The organism is Loktanella salsilacus, assembly GCF_024206795.1.
Classification (GTDB): domain Bacteria; phylum Pseudomonadota; class Alphaproteobacteria; order Rhodobacterales; family Rhodobacteraceae; genus Loktanella; species Loktanella salsilacus.
In genome coordinates this window covers 3,221,449-3,235,729 of the sequence record NZ_CP072994.1, presented here as the reverse complement: position 1 = coordinate 3,235,729, position 14,281 = coordinate 3,221,449, and the positions used below count along the sequence as shown (strand labels likewise).

Sequence of the window (14,281 nt, the reverse complement as noted above, 5' to 3'; positions counted from 1 at the left end):
TTTACCCGGATGCTTGGTCCGCCGTTTTCAACCAGCCCTGCAGGTTCTGATCGATCACGCCGCAAAGTGCGTCAATGTGGGCAGGGTCGTCGTTGAGGCAGGGAATATAGGTGAAGTGTTCACCGCCGGCCTCTTCGAAGCTTTCTTTGATCTCTTCGTTGATCTCTTCGAGCGTTTCGATGCAATCGGCGCTGAAGGCAGGGGCGCAGACGGCGATGCGTTTGATGCCTTCTTCCTCTGCCAAGCGGGCGACTTCTTTGACCGTGTAGGGCTTGAGCCATTCTTCGGGGCCGAAGACGGACTGGAAGGTGGTGCGAATTTCAGTTTTGTCCCAGCCAAGGCGTTCGCGCAGCAGGCGGGTCGTTTTCTGGCACTCGCAGTGATACGGATCGCCCTCTTTCAAGTAGCGTTCCGGCATGCCGTGGTAAGAGCAGATCAGCACTTCAGGGCGCTGTTCGGCGCTTGCGTAGGCGCGTTCGATGGATTGGGCCAGCGCCTCGATATAGGCGGGATCTTCGAAATAGGGGGCGACGACGCGGGCGATTGGCTGGCGCTTTTCCTTCATCAACGCTTGAAAGAATTTGTCGTTAGCCGTGGCCGAGGTTGCGCCAGCGTAATGCGGGTAAAGCGGGAAAAAGAGGATCTTGGTGCAGCCTGCTTCGACCATCTCGCGCACTTTGGACGGGGTCGAGGGGTTGCCATAGCGCATGCAAAAATCGACGCGGACGTCGTCGCCATATTGCGCGACCATTTTGGCGCGGATCGCGGCGGTCTGCTTTTTCGTAATCGTCAGCAGGGGGGATTCGTTCTCTGCCTCGTTCCAGATGGATTTGTAGTTCGCGCCCGAGGCAAAGGGCCGCTTAGACAGGATGACCAGTTGCAGTAGCGGCTGCCAAAGCCAAGCGGAGTAATCGACGACGCGTTTGTCAGACAGGAATTCTGACAGATACCGACGCATGGACCAGTAATCATAGCCATCTGGCGTGCCAAGGTTCGCAACAAGGACGCCGACGCGCGCAGGTTTGATCGCCGGGTGATCGGGGGCCGCGTGCACGGGGCAGGTGGCTGGCCGTTCGGGGGGTGTTTTGTCGAACATACTGGCTTTCCTTTTGGTCCCGCAATCGATGCTTAGATCAAGGGAGTTATCGCGGGGTCAATTTTGGTCGGTTTTAAGCGGCGTTTCGGCGGTTCCCAATGCGTCAGCCAGTCGCGCCGTGGCAGAGCCAGGTCGCAGGGGCTGCGGTTGGCTTGCGGCGGGGGCCCAGCCGGTCAGGGTGACGACCTCGAACGTGGCTGTGATACGGCCATCCGGATCTGCGAAATGCTGGGCGTATATTTTGGCCGCATCAAGCAGGACGCGGGGCCGTGTCGGGCGGCGCAGGCGGGCGTGCAGGGCGTTCGCCTCTCCCATGGCGCGTAGGTCACGCATTAGGGCTAAGGCGTCGGTGTAGCTGACGTTTATCGTGTCGCTATCCGCCACCGGCAGGGCAAAGCCCGCGCGTTGTAGCAAGCCGCCAAGGTCGCGAATCTCGCCCATCGGCGCAATGCGCGGGGACAATCCCCCGGTTAGGCGGGACTCCGCCTCTGCCAGACAGGTCCGAAGTTGGTGCAGGGTTTGACCGCCGAACAGCGTGCCAATGAACAATCCGTCAGGGGCCAGTGCGCGGCGGGATTGGACGAGTTGCCCGACAAGGTCGTTCGCCCAGTGCAAGGATAGGTCGTGGATCAGTAGATCGTGCGCGGCTTCGGACACAGGCAACGTTTCGGTCACCGGAATGGTCGGCGCGTCTGGCACGATTTGTGACCAAAGCGCCGGTGTCGGCGTCACGATCAAGGGGGATGTAAATGACCTGTTAACCTCTTCCAGTCTTTCCTGAACGTCATCGGCAACACGTTCGCGCAGGAACATTTCTGTTGCGCGGGCGCGGTTGCGGGACAGGGCAAGGGTGTCGGTCAGGGTCTGCATCTGGCTGATCTAGGGGGAATGCGGGCGAATGCAAAGTGTCATCAGGGCAATCTATCCGTCGCAGTGCGTCGCTTGCGACACGCAAACGGCCGAGGATCACGGGCTTTGCGGCGCATGTTGGCGCGATACGCAGTTCATTCACGGGTTGATATGTGACGCTTGCGGCACGCCGCTGATGGGACAGGGGGCTGGACCCGTGCATTGCGATGACTGCATGACGATCCTGCGACCATGGGATCAGGGACGGGCAGCGCTGGTTTATGAAGGGATCGGGCGGCGCATGGTGTTGAACTTGAAGCATGGCGACCGCACCGATCTGGCAGTGCCTGCGGCGAAATGGATGCTGCATGCGGGGCGGCAGATTATCCGTCCTGATATGGTTGTCGTGCCGGTGCCGCTGCATTGGACGCGGCTGATCTCTCGGCGGTATAATCAGGCGGCGTTGCTGTCGCGGCTGGTGGCCCGGGGGCTGGGTGCGCCGCATGTGCCGGATGCGTTGCGCCGGGTGAAGCGGACGACCAAGATGGAAACGGTCGGGCGCGATGCGCGTTTTGCCGCGCTGGCGGGGGCAATTGCGCATCATCCGGCGCGGGCACATCTGATTGCGGGGCGTGATGTGCTGTTGGTTGATGATGTGATGACGTCAGGTGCCACCTTCGCTGCCGCCACGGAATCGTTACAGGCCGCTGGCGCACAGCGTGTCTGTATCCTTGCACTGGCGCGGGTGGTGAAGGACACTTAAGTAAGCATCCAAGCCAAGGAGCCTGCTGATGAAAAACGTTGAGATTTACACAAAGTCGACCTGTGGATACTGCCATGCCGCCAAGCGGCTTTTGACGTCCAAGGGCGTGAAGTTTTCCGAAGTATCCCTGTCGCAAACCCCCGACAAAAAAGCTGAGATGATCCAGCGCAGCAATGGTGGTCGCACCGTGCCGCAGATCTTTATTGGCAAGACGCATGTTGGTGGCTGTGACGATCTGTTTGCGCTGGAAAGCGCGGGCAAGCTGGACGCGATGCTGTCCGCATGAAGGCGGCGCTGATCCAGATGACGGCGGGGGATGATCCCGCCGTCAATCTGATCAAAACCCTGCGATATGTTGCCGAAGCTGCTGCTCAGGGCGCGACGCTGATCTGCACGCCAGAGGTGACGAATTGCGTGTCGCAAGACCGTGCGCGGCAGCAGGACGTCTTGCAGTTAGAGCAGGACGATATCACGCTGTCCGCCTTATGCGCTGAGGCCGCGCGGTTGGGTGTCTGGCTGTCCGTTGGATCACTAGCGGTCAAGACGGGGGATGCGGACGGGCGATTTGCCAACCGCAGTTTCCTGATCGGACCGGATGGCGCGATTGTCGCGCGCTATGACAAAATCCACATGTTTGATGTGACGGTGTCGGATACCGAAAGCTATCGCGAATCTGCCGGCTACCGCCCCGGGGACCGCGCTGTACTGGCGCGGATGCCAGGCGCGGCGCTGGGCCTTAGCATCTGTTACGATCTGCGCTTTGCGCAATTGCACCGGGATCTGGCGCAGGCCGGGGCGGATATTCTGCTGGTGCCTTCGGCGTTTTCGCCTGTCACGGGGGCGGCGCATTGGCACACATTGTTGCGCGCCCGCGCGATCGAAACGGGATGCTTTGTGCTGGCTGCCGCGCAGACAGGGACGCATGCTGCGGGGTCTGGGCGGCCGCGTCAGACTTACGGACACAGTTTGGCCGTTGACCCTTGGGGCACGGTTCTAGCGGATGCGGGGACAGAACCCGGCGTCACTATGGTTGATCTGGATTTGGCTTTGGTGTCACAGTCGCGGGGCCGTGTGCCTTCACTGCGCCACGATCGACCTTATCTGGACCCACAATGACCGATCAGATCCAACACCTTGCCGTGACACTGTTCAGCGAATTACTGGCGGTCGACCAATTGGCGCGGGCCAGTATGGCGCGGGTTCTACCCAAGGGGATGGAGCTGTCGCATTTTTCGGTCTTGAACCATTTGGCCCATATCGGGGCAGAACGTACGCCAGCCCAGCTGGCGCAGACGTTTCACCTGACGCGCGGGGCGATCACCAATACGCTAAGCAAGCTGGAATGGGCCGGATGGGTGCATGTCCGTCCGGATTGGGATGACGCGCGGCGCAAGCTGGTGTCGATCAGCCCGGCGGGCCTGTCAGCCCGGGACGCTGCGATTGCAGCGATCAGCCCGCTGGTGGCCGATGTCGTGGCCAAGGTCGGCGAGGATCGCGTGCGTGCGACCCTGCCGGTGCTGCGTGAATTGCGGGCGAAACTAGCGGACCCGGCCTGACGGTCGGTGCCTCCGGTGGGAGTTTTTTTGCCAGATCAAAGGGATCAAGCCGGTTTTGTTGCGGCAGTGACGTAATTTACCGACAGATCGTCTGGCGACGTCGACCACGTAAAGGCGAGGAAGTTGAAAACGTAGCCGGTACGGTCGACGGGTGTCAGGCCGGCATTTTTCAACAGATCGAACAGCTCGTCCGGGGTGATGAACTTGTTCCAGTCATGGGTGCCTTTGGGCAGCCAACGCATGACCCATTCTGCACCCACAATCGCCATCGCAAAGGATTTCGGATTGCGATTGATCGTCGAGCACAGGTGCAAGCCGCCGGGTTTCAACAGCTGCTGGCAAGCGGTCAAAAAACCAAGGGGGTCGGCGACGTGTTCGACGACTTCCATATTCAGGACAACGTCGAATTGCTCGCCGGCTGCGGCCATCGCCTCGGCCGTGCCATGGCGGTAGTCGATGGTCAGGCCGGATTGTTCGGCGTGGATTTGCGCCACCGGAATGTTGCGCGGGGCGGCGTCGACGCCAACGACATCAGCGCCAAGGCGCGCCATCGGTTCGCACAGCAAGCCGCCGCCGCAGCCGATATCGAGGATTCGCAGCCCGGCAAAAGGTTTGTCCGCGCCAAGGTCGCGGTTGTATTCAGCAGCGATCTGCCGCGTGATATAATCCAAACGGACCGGATTCATCATATGCAGGGGCTTGAACTTACCGGTCTCATCCCACCATTCTTCGGCCATGGCTTCGAATTTGGCGACTTCTTGATCGTCGATGGTGTTTGTGGTCATTTTGACCTCCGGCTTTGCAAGTGGCATCTGCAACGAGCCGTGGTTGTGCCCGTTACTGCCCTATATAGGTGATCTATGGAAAACGTCCCAAGCCAAAAGAGCGCAGTCGCGTATTTATACCCGCCGCTTGATCCATTCGATCAGCGCATTGTGGACGTGGGCGATGGACATAAAGTTTATGTGGAGCAGTGCGGCAACCCTGCGGGTATTCCCGTTGTCGTGTTGCATGGCGGTCCGGGCGGCGGGTGTAGCCCTGCGATGCGGCGGTATTTCGACCCGGCTAAGTATCGCATCGTGCTGTTTGATCAGCGTGGTTGCGGGCGATCGCGCCCTCATGCCAGCGTCGTGGCCAATACGACGTGGCACCTTGTCGCCGATATCGAACTGATCCGGGTCACGCTTGGCATTGATCGCTGGATTGTGTTCGGCGGTAGCTGGGGGGCGACGCTCGCGCTGATCTATGCGCAGACCCATCCGGAAAACGTGGCCGCTTTGGCGCTGCGCGGTGTGTTCTTGATGACGCAGGGCGAGCTTGATTGGTTCTATGGTGGCGGCGCGGGGCGGTTTTGGCCTGACCTGTGGCAGCGCTTTGTCCAGCTTGTGCCAGAGGACGAACGCGGCAATCTGATTGAGGCCTATCACAAGCGCCTATTTTCCGGCGATATGATGACCGAAACGAAGTATGCCCGCGCTTGGGCGCAGTGGGAAAATGCGCTGGCCGCGATTGACAGCGACGGGGTGACGGGGGAAAGCCCAGCGGATTATGCCCGCGCCTTTGCTCGGCTGGAAAACCACTATTTTCAACACTGTGGCTGGCTAGACAGCGACCACCAGATCCTTGCGCGCACTGACCGTCTGGCCAATATTCCCGGCGTTATCGTGCAGGGGCGTTACGATATGATCTGTCCGCCGCTGTCGGCCTATACCTTGGCGCAGCAGTGGCCGCTGGCAAAACTGACCTTTGTTGGGCGCGCTGGGCATGCGCTGTCAGAGCCCGGCATCAGCGCTGAGCTGGTGCGCGCGATGGATGGGTTTGCTGCCGACAAGACGCGGCTCAGGCTGTGATGGACGCCGCCCTTGCGGCGGGCGGCGTTTTAGTCTAAACGATTTTTCAACAGCGGCGTGCTGGCCTCCACCCCCAGCGCCCAACCGGAATTCGCAACGGGCCGCGCGCCCGTTTTTTTGTGCTTGGAGATATCCATGAACGACTTGATTGCCAAAGCGGCCATCGACCGCCGGATCGCAGAGATCATCACCCCCGTCATCGAGGACATGGGGTTCGAGGTCGTGCGTATCCGTCTGATGACTGGCAAGGAATCGACGCTTCAGATTATGGCCCAAAAGGCCGACGGCACGATCGAGGTTGATGATTGCGGCCAGATCAGCACCGCCGTTGGTGCTGTGCTGGACGTCGAAGACCCGATCCTTGATGAATATACGCTAGAGGTCAGCAGCCCCGGCATCGACCGTCCGCTGACCCGTCTGAAAGATTTCGATCAATGGCAGGGCTTTGAGGCCAAGATCGAAACCGATCAGCTGATCGACGGTCGCCGCCGCTTTAAGGGCGAGCTGGCTGGCGTTGAGGGCGACGAAGTTCTGATTACCATTCCGGCCGGCGATCACGGCAAGGATGAGGTCACCATCGGCCTGAAGTTCGACTGGTTGTCGGATGCAAAGCTGGTGCTGACAGATGATTTGATCCGCAACGTATTGCGCGGACGTAAAGACGCGGGCCAGATCGACGAGGCCCAATTCGACGAGATTGAAACCATCATTGATGGGGATGAGGAGAACACCTGATGGCCATTACGTCTGCAAACCAGCTAGAGCTGCTGCAAACCGCCGAGGCGGTTGCCCGCGAGAAGAACATCGAACCCGGCCTGGTGGTCGAGGCGATGGAAGAATCGCTCGCCCGGGCTGCCAAGTCGCGTTACGGCGCTGAAATGGACATCCGTGTCAGCATCGACCGCAAGACCGGTCGTGCGACCTTTACCCGCGTCCGGACCGTCGTCGCAGAAGACGACTACGAGAATTATCAGTCGCAGTTCACGCTGGAAACAGCGAAGGATTGGATCAAGGACGCTAAGATCGGCGATACGCTGGTCGAAGAAGTCCCGCCCGTTGAATTGGGCCGGATCGCTGCGCAGTCGGCCAAGCAGGTTATCTTGCAAAAGGTCCGCGAAGCCGAGCGTGACAAGCAATACGAAGACTTCAAAGATCGTGCTGGCACGATCATCAACGCGCTGGTCAAGCGCGAAGAGTACGGCAACGTCATCGTCGACGTGGGTTCGGGCGAAGCCATCCTGCGCCGCAACGAAAAGATCGGCCGCGAAGCTTATCGCCCCAACGACCGCATCCGTTGCTACATCAAGGACGTGCGCCGCGAACAGCGCGGGCCACAGATTTTCCTGTCGCGGACTGCGCCGGAATTCATGGCAGAGCTGTTTAAGATGGAAGTGCCTGAAATCTATGAGGGCATCATCGAGATCAAGGCCGTCGCCCGTGACCCCGGTTCGCGCGCCAAGATCGCCGTCATTTCATACGACTCCAGCATCGACCCCGTCGGTGCCTGCGTTGGTATGCGTGGTTCCCGCGTGCAGGCTGTCGTGAACGAGCTGCAGGGCGAGAAGATCGACATCATCCCGTGGAACGAAGACATGCCAACGTTCCTTGTGAACGCGCTGCAGCCTGCTGAAGTCAGCAAGGTCGTTCTGGATGAAGAAGCCGGTAAGATCGAAGTCGTCGTCCCCGAAGAGCAGCTGTCGCTGGCCATCGGCCGCCGTGGTCAGAACGTGCGTCTGGCATCCCAGCTGACTGGTCTGGATATCGACATCCTGACCGAAGAAGAAGAATCCAAGCGTCGTCAGGCCGAATTCGAACTGCGCACGAAGCTGTTCATGGATACGCTGGATCTGGACGAATTCTTTGCTCAGCTGCTGGTGTCCGAAGGGTTCACGAACCTTGAAGAAGTCGCTTACGTCGAAGCCGAAGAGCTGCTGGTCATCGAAGGTGTTGACGAAAGCACTGCCGGCGAATTGCAGGCCCGTGCCCGCGATTATCTGGAAGCGCAAAGCAAAAAGGCCCTTGATCACGCCCGCGAGCTGGGTGTCGAGGACTCGCTTGTTAACTTTGAAGGTCTGACCCCGCAAATGGTCGAAGCCCTTGCGGAAGACGGCGTGAAAACGCTTGAAGACTTCGCAACTTGCGCAGACTGGGAACTGGCTGGCGGCTGGACTGTTGTTGACGGACAGCGCCACAAAGACGAAGGCGTGTTGGAAAAATTCGAGGTCAGCCTGGAAGAAGCACAGAATCTGGTGATGACCGCCCGCGTTATGCTGGGCTGGGTTGATCCGGCGGACCTTGTTTCCGATGAAGATGACACCGATATGGAAGAGGAGGCAGAGGCGTAAGCGCCTCTGACTTAACCCTATGACCCGTGGTGGATTGAAAAAGAACCTGGATGACGGACCGGAGCGTCGGTGCATTGTCACCGGCGAAACGCAACCGAAGATGGGGTTGATCCGCTTTGTTGTCGGGCCCGACAATCATGTTGTGCCTGACATCTTGGGCAAGTTGCCCGGACGTGGTATATATGTTGCATCCACCCGCGACGCGCTGGACAAGGCCAAGAAGGGCCAGTTCAGCCGATCTGCAAAAGCGCAGGTTCAAGTCCCGGATGGATTAACGGAAGAAGTCGAACGCCAACTGGTCCGGCGCACGCTGGATTTGATTGCGATGGCCCGCAAGGCGGGGCTCGCGGTTTGCGGGTTCGAAAAGGTAAAAGGCTGGTTGGCCGGGGGCGAAAACGTGCGCGTCCTGCTGCAAGCCGGTGACGGATCAGAGCGTGGCAAGGCCAAACTCTGGACGCCCGAAGGGGCAAGATATTACAGCTGTTTGACCGCAGCTGAATTGGGTTTGGCTTTCGGGCGGCAAAGTGTGATACATGGCGCGCTCGCGACTGGCGGACTCAGTGACCGTGTTGTAGAGGAAGCCGCAAGACTGCGCGGACTCCGCGAGATTGACGACAGCAATATGGCTGTCGGGAAGGATACATAGCTAGATGAGCGATACTGACGGCAAGAAACCATTGGGCCTTGGCGGGTCGCGTCCGAGCAACGTGAAGCAAAGCTTCAGCCACGGCCGCACGAAGAACGTTGTTGTGGAAACCAAGCGTAAGCGCGTTGTGGTGCCTAAGCCGGGCACTCCTGCGCCCAAAACTGGTGTGGCCGCTGGCCTGCCCGCTGGCGGTGACCCGTCCAAGCGGCCCGCAGGCATTTCCGATGTGGAACTTGCCCGCCGGATGAAAGCGCTGGCGCTAGCCAAGTCGCGTGAAGTCGAAGAAGCGGCCAAGCGCGAAGCTGAAGAAAAAGAGCGTGCTGAAGAGCGCGAGCGCCGCCGCGCTGAGATCGAGGCTAAAGAAGCCGAAGATCGCATCCGCGAAGAGCGTGCCAAGGCGAAAGCCGAGGAAGAAGAAGAAAAGCGTCGCGCTGCTGAAGCAGCTAAGAACGCACCTGCGGCGCAGGTTGCTGCGCCTCCGGGCCAGACAGAGGTCGACCGTCCGACGTCCAGCGCACCGCGCAAGGCGACTGAACGTGACCGTGAGGCACAGACACGCGACACCACCAAAGCCAAGCCCGCCCGCGAAGGCGATGGCCGCCGCGGTGGCAAGCTGACGCTGAACGACGCGTTGACGGGCCGCGAAGGTGGCCGCCAGCGTTCGATGGCGCAGATGAAGCGTAAGCAAGACCGCGCCCGCCAAAAGGCGATGGGCGGTCAGGTCGAGCGCGAGAAGATCGTGCGCGATGTACAACTGCCAGAGGCGATCACCGTCGGCGAATTGGCGAACCGGATGGCCGAACGGACATCTGATGTCGTCAAGGAACTGATGAAGATGGGTATGATGGTCACGCAGACCGAAACCATCGACGCTGATACAGCTGAACTGCTGATCGAAGAATTTGGCCACAAAGTTGTGCGCGTGTCCGATTCCGACGTCGAGCAGGTCATCGAACAAGCTGAAGATAAAGCGTCTGACCTGAAGCCGCGTGCGCCGATCATCACGATCATGGGCCACGTTGACCACGGTAAAACATCGCTTCTGGATGCGATCCGTAAGACACGGGTTGTGGCTGGCGAAGCAGGCGGCATCACGCAGCACATCGGTGCTTATCAGGTGACGACGGACAACGGATCGGTTCTGTCGTTCCTTGACACGCCGGGTCACGCTGCGTTCACGTCAATGCGTTCGCGCGGTGCACATGTCACTGACATCGTTGTGCTGGTTGTTGCGGCAGATGACGCCGTGATGCCTCAGACCATCGAGGCGATTAACCACGCTAAGGCCGCTAAGGTCCCGATGATCGTGGCCATCAACAAGATGGACAAGCCGTCGGCCAATCCTGACAAGGTGCGGACCGATCTGCTGCAGCACGAGGTCATCGTCGAGAAGATGTCCGGTGATGTGCAAGACGTCGAAGTTTCGGCTGCGACGGGTGCTGGTCTGGACAAACTGCTGGAAGCCATCGCGCTGCAGGCCGAAATTCTGGAACTGAAAGCCAACCCCGACCGCGCCGCCATGGGTGCCGTGATCGAGGCGCAGCTGGACGTGGGCCGCGGCCCCGTTGCGACAGTTCTGGTGCAAAACGGCACGCTGCGTCAGGGCGACATCTTTGTCGTTGGCGAACAGTGGGGCAAGGTTCGTGCGCTGATCGATGACAAAGGCGACCGCGTCAAAGAGGCCGGCCCGTCCGTGCCAGTCGAAGTGTTGGGTTTGAACGGCACACCGGAAGCCGGCGACGTTCTGAACGTGGTCGACACCGAAGCGCAAGCGCGTGAAATCGCTGATTACCGGATGAAGGCCGCGAAAGATAAGCGCGCCGCCATCGGTGCTGCGACGACGCTGGAACAGCTGATGGCAAACGCCAAAGCCAACCAGAGCGTGTCCGAGCTGCCAATCATCGTGAAAGCCGACGTGCAGGGTTCTGCCGAGGCGATCGTGCAAGCGATGGAAAAAATCGGCAACGACGAAGTCCGCGTCCGCGTGCTGCACTCTGGTGTTGGCGCGATCACGGAATCGGATATCGGTCTGGCAGAAGCGTCAGGTGCACCCGTGATTGGTTTCAACGTGCGTGCCAATGCGACGGCGCGGAACGTGGCCAACCAGAAGGGCGTAGAGATCCGTTATTACTCGGTCATCTATGCCCTCGTGGATGATATCAAAGCGGCGGCCTCTGGTCTGCTGTCGAATGAAATCCGCGAAAAGTTCATCGGCTATGCTAACATCAAAGAGGTCTTTAAGGTCTCGAACGTTGGTAACGTCGCGGGCTGTCTGGTCACCGAAGGTGTGGCGCGTCGTTCCGCTGGCGTTCGTCTGCTGCGCGACAACGTCGTGATGCACGAAGGTACGCTGAAGACGCTGAAGCGCTTTAAGGACGAAGTGTCCGAAGTGCAGTCGGGTCAGGAATGCGGTATGGCGTTTGAGAACCACGAAGACATGCGCCCTGGCGATGTCATCGAGATATTCGAGCGCGAATCGGTCGAGCGTAACCTGTAAAGGGCGCAGACTTAGAATGAGAAAAGGCCCGTCAGCGATGCTGGCGGGCCTTTTTGTTTGAGTTTAGTTGGCCAGATGAATGGGATGCGGGGGCGATTTGGGTCGGCCGCCGGATTTGAGTATTTAGGAAAAAGCGAGGGGGGCCAAGCGCGCCCTACAGCCAGTCGCGCAGAATCGGGATCAGCGGGATGTCTGCAGGCGGCATGGGGTATTGCGCCAAGTCGTTCGCGCGGACCCATTTGAGCGTCTGGCCTTCGCGGCCCTGCGGAGTGCCGTGCCATTTTCGGCAGGCGTAAAGCGGCATCAGCAGGTGGAAATCGTCGTAGGTGTGACTGGCGAAGGTGAGTGGCGCGAGGCAAGAGGCCCAAGTGTCGATCCCGAGCTCTTCTTGCAATTCGCGGATCAGGGCGATTTCTGGGGTCTCGCCCGGATCGACTTTGCCGCCCGGAAATTCCCACAGCCCTGCCAGTGATTTACCAGCAGGGCGTTGGGCCAGCAGAACCCGCCCGTCGACGTCGATCAGCGCGACGGCAGAGACGAGAAGAACCTTCACGAGCGGTAGTCGGCGTTGATCGTGATATATTCGTGGGTCAGATCGCAGGTCCAAACTGTGGCTGCGCCATCCCCGAGGCCAAGGTCGACGTTGATGTCGATGTTCTGGCCTTTCATATGGGCAGCCGCGGCTTCTTCGGAATAGCTTGGCGCGCGCCAGCCGTTTTCCGCAAGCACCATGTCACCAAGTTTGATCGTCAGCTTGTCGCGATCTGCTGCAGCGCCGGATTTACCGACGGCCATGACGATCCGGCCCCAATTGGGATCTTCACCCGCAATCGCTGTTTTCACCAGTGGGCTGTTGGCCGTAGCCATCGCCACAAGGCGGGCATCCGCATCGGTTTCAGCGCCTGTCACAGCGATGGTGACGAACTTGGTCGCACCCTCGCCGTCGCGGACGACTTGGTGCGCAAGATCGAGCATGACGGTGTGCAGCGCGTCTTCGAATGAGGCGTTGCCAGTAACATCCACGCCAGAGGTGCCCGTCGCGGCAAGCATCAAGCTGTCAGAGGTGGAGGTGTCGCTGTCGACGGTGATATTGTTGAAGGTCTTGTCAGTCAGGCGCCCCAGCATGTCTTGCAGCGGCTGATAGGCGATCTGGGCGTCGGTGAAGATGTAGACCAGCATCGTCGCCATATCGGGTGCGATCATGCCGGAGCCTTTGGCGATGCCAGCGATCTGGACCGGCTTGCCATCGATTGTGACGGTTTGCGTGGACCCTTTTGGAAAGGTGTCCGTCGTCATGATCGCGCGGGCGGCGTCTGTCATGGCGGTCGCGGATTGGGCGGCTTTCAGGTCGTCGATTTTGGAAACGATGCGGTCGTGCGGCAGGGGTTCGCCGATCACGCCGGTCGAGGCGGTGAAAACGCGCGCGGCGTCGATGCCGGTGGCGGCGGCCACGGCCTGCGTAATGGCGGCGACTGATTCGAGGCCTGCCTTGCCGGTGAAGGCGTTGGAATTGCCAGAGTTCACCAGGATTGCGGCAGGCCCCGTGTCAGGGCCCAGCTTTGCTTGGCAGTCCAGCACAGGTGCGGAACGCGTGGCAGAGCGGGTAAATACGCCGGTGACAGTGCTGCCGGGGGCGAGCACCGCCAGCATCACGTCAGTTCGGTTTTTGTATTTCACCCCCGCTTGCGCCGCCGCGAAGGTGACGCCGTCGATAACGGGCAGGTCAGGAAAGGCGGCGGGGGCAAGCGGGGATAATGGCATGACTTACTTCTCCAGCAGGTCGAGGTTGGTCAGGACGGCCGGATCAAAGGCGTCGGGTTCCGCCAGCGTCACAGTTGCGGCGGCCTTCAACTCTTCGATTTTGGACAGGATCACAGCCTCTTGTAGGCCGCCCACGATTTCTGCGCGGACCTCTTCCAGCGCTGCGACAGGCTTGTCGCGCGTCTCGTTCAACTTGACGATGTGCCAGCCGAATTGGGTCTGCACGGGGTCAGAGACATCGTCAGCTTCCATGCCTTCGACGGTCTGTTCGAATTCCGCGACCATCTGACCTGGACCAAACCAGCCCAGTTCGCCGCCCGTGGGGCCGGACGGACCGGTAGAGACTTCTTTGGCGACTTCCGCGAAGTCTTCACCCGCAGTAATGCGGTCTTTGGCGGCTTGCGCTTCTTCTTCAGTTTCGACCAGCAGATGGCTCGCGTTCCATTCTTTGACGGGCTCTTCTGCAGCTGCAGCGACCATTTCGTCATAGGCGGCCTGGATCGCTTCATCGGTCACGGCGGCTTTGGTCAGGTCGGTGATGACCTCGCCTGCGCGCAAAGACCGTTCTTCGTTCGCCATGGCCCAGCCGACACGGGCGGGCACATCGGTCAGGCTGTTGGACAGCAGTTGCTGCTGCACGATCTGGTCCAGCACGCCTTGATAGATGACGTCGGCGGGGAACTGGTCATATTGCTGCGGCAGCTGAGCGCGTGCGATCATCATCTGGCCAAGCGTAATTTCGGTGCCATCAACCGTGGCAACGACTGCCGCAGGATCAGCGGTGGGGGCCGGGGCGGCCTCTGCGACCGGTGCGTCAGCGACGGGGGCCTCAGTGGTGGTGTCTTGCGCCTGCGCGGCGGTTGTCAGGGCTAGCGCCAGTGCGGCGGTGCCCAGCAATGTGGTCATACGGGTCATGGA

Annotated in this window: 15 protein-coding genes; 9 read left to right on the top strand and 6 right to left on the bottom strand. The window is 60.1% G+C overall.

The window, feature by feature from the left end:
* Nucleotide 1 precedes the first annotated feature (1 nt).
* Nucleotides 2-1,096: a ferrochelatase gene (gene hemH, locus KBW81_RS15635; protein WP_254247809.1), complete on the bottom strand. Its 1,095-nt coding sequence runs from the start codon at nucleotides 1,094-1,096 to the stop codon at nucleotides 2-4.
* A 57-nt stretch (nucleotides 1,097-1,153) separates the two neighbouring features.
* Nucleotides 1,154-1,966 (bottom strand): malonyl-ACP O-methyltransferase BioC, encoded by an 813-nt coding sequence (locus tag KBW81_RS15630; protein WP_254247808.1) that lies wholly within the window; start codon nucleotides 1,964-1,966, stop codon nucleotides 1,154-1,156.
* A 28-nt stretch (nucleotides 1,967-1,994) separates the two neighbouring features.
* Between KBW81_RS15630 and KBW81_RS15625 the strand changes: the two genes are divergently transcribed.
* From KBW81_RS15625 to KBW81_RS15610, 4 genes are read left to right on the top strand one after another with little or no spacing between them, the layout of a single operon-like run.
* Nucleotides 1,995-2,708: a ComF family protein gene (locus tag KBW81_RS15625; protein WP_254247807.1), complete on the top strand. Its 714-nt coding sequence runs from the start codon at nucleotides 1,995-1,997 to the stop codon at nucleotides 2,706-2,708.
* Nucleotides 2,709-2,736: 28 nt separating this feature from the next.
* Nucleotides 2,737-2,994: a glutaredoxin 3 gene (gene grxC, locus KBW81_RS15620; RefSeq protein WP_254247806.1), complete on the top strand. Its 258-nt coding sequence runs from the start codon at nucleotides 2,737-2,739 to the stop codon at nucleotides 2,992-2,994.
* Complete coding sequence (locus tag KBW81_RS15615) at nucleotides 2,991-3,824, top strand: carbon-nitrogen hydrolase family protein (protein ID WP_254247805.1); 834 nt, start codon at nucleotides 2,991-2,993, stop codon at nucleotides 3,822-3,824. Before grxC ends, KBW81_RS15615 begins: the two co-directional genes overlap by 4 nt.
* The gene (locus KBW81_RS15610; protein WP_090188678.1) at nucleotides 3,821-4,264 is read left to right on the top strand and encodes a MarR family winged helix-turn-helix transcriptional regulator; all 444 of its coding nucleotides are present in this window, start codon (nucleotides 3,821-3,823) and stop codon (nucleotides 4,262-4,264) included. Before KBW81_RS15615 ends, KBW81_RS15610 begins: the two co-directional genes overlap by 4 nt.
* A gap of 44 nt (nucleotides 4,265-4,308) precedes the next feature.
* On the opposite strand, the gene ubiG is transcribed toward KBW81_RS15610, so the two are convergent.
* Entirely contained in the window at nucleotides 4,309-5,049 is a 741-nt protein-coding gene (gene ubiG, locus KBW81_RS15605; protein ID WP_245754193.1) for a bifunctional 2-polyprenyl-6-hydroxyphenol methylase/3-demethylubiquinol 3-O-methyltransferase UbiG, read from the bottom strand.
* Between the two features lie 75 nt (nucleotides 5,050-5,124).
* Between ubiG and pip the strand changes: the two genes are divergently transcribed.
* The 5 genes from pip to infB all read left to right on the top strand — a co-directional run bounded on the left by pip (nucleotide 5,125) and on the right by infB (nucleotide 11,602).
* Nucleotides 5,125-6,114 carry a prolyl aminopeptidase gene (gene pip, locus KBW81_RS15600; RefSeq protein WP_254247804.1) on the top strand — a complete coding sequence of 330 codons (990 nt, stop codon included), beginning with the start codon at nucleotides 5,125-5,127 and terminating at the stop codon, nucleotides 6,112-6,114.
* A gap of 135 nt (nucleotides 6,115-6,249) precedes the next feature.
* Nucleotides 6,250-6,849, top strand: coding sequence for a ribosome maturation factor RimP (gene rimP / locus KBW81_RS15595; RefSeq protein WP_090188685.1), 600 nt, complete (start codon nucleotides 6,250-6,252; stop codon nucleotides 6,847-6,849).
* Nucleotides 6,849-8,459: a transcription termination factor NusA gene (nusA, locus tag KBW81_RS15590; protein ID WP_090188688.1), complete on the top strand. Its 1,611-nt coding sequence runs from the start codon at nucleotides 6,849-6,851 to the stop codon at nucleotides 8,457-8,459. Before rimP ends, nusA begins: the two co-directional genes overlap by 1 nt.
* 19 nt (nucleotides 8,460-8,478) lie before the next feature.
* Nucleotides 8,479-9,105: an RNA-binding protein gene (locus KBW81_RS15585; protein WP_254247803.1), complete on the top strand. Its 627-nt coding sequence runs from the start codon at nucleotides 8,479-8,481 to the stop codon at nucleotides 9,103-9,105.
* A gap of 4 nt (nucleotides 9,106-9,109) precedes the next feature.
* On the top strand, nucleotides 9,110-11,602 hold the full coding sequence (gene infB / locus KBW81_RS15580) for a translation initiation factor IF-2 (protein WP_090188693.1): 2,493 nt from the start codon (nucleotides 9,110-9,112) through the stop codon (nucleotides 11,600-11,602).
* Nucleotides 11,603-11,756: 154 nt separating this feature from the next.
* Here infB and mutT read toward each other — a convergent pair whose 3' ends face one another.
* From mutT to KBW81_RS15565, 3 genes are read right to left on the bottom strand one after another with little or no spacing between them, the layout of a single operon-like run.
* The gene (gene mutT, locus KBW81_RS15575) at nucleotides 11,757-12,155 is read right to left on the bottom strand and encodes an 8-oxo-dGTP diphosphatase MutT (protein ID WP_254247802.1); all 399 of its coding nucleotides are present in this window, start codon (nucleotides 12,153-12,155) and stop codon (nucleotides 11,757-11,759) included.
* Nucleotides 12,152-13,363, bottom strand: a complete 1,212-nt coding sequence (gene argJ, locus KBW81_RS15570) for a bifunctional glutamate N-acetyltransferase/amino-acid acetyltransferase ArgJ (RefSeq protein WP_254247801.1) — start codon at nucleotides 13,361-13,363, stop codon at nucleotides 12,152-12,154. The genes mutT and argJ overlap by 4 nt, the downstream gene beginning before the upstream one ends.
* 3 nt (nucleotides 13,364-13,366) lie before the next feature.
* Complete coding sequence (locus tag KBW81_RS15565; protein WP_090188702.1) at nucleotides 13,367-14,278, bottom strand: peptidylprolyl isomerase; 912 nt, start codon at nucleotides 14,276-14,278, stop codon at nucleotides 13,367-13,369.
* Nucleotides 14,279-14,281 lie beyond the last annotated feature (3 nt).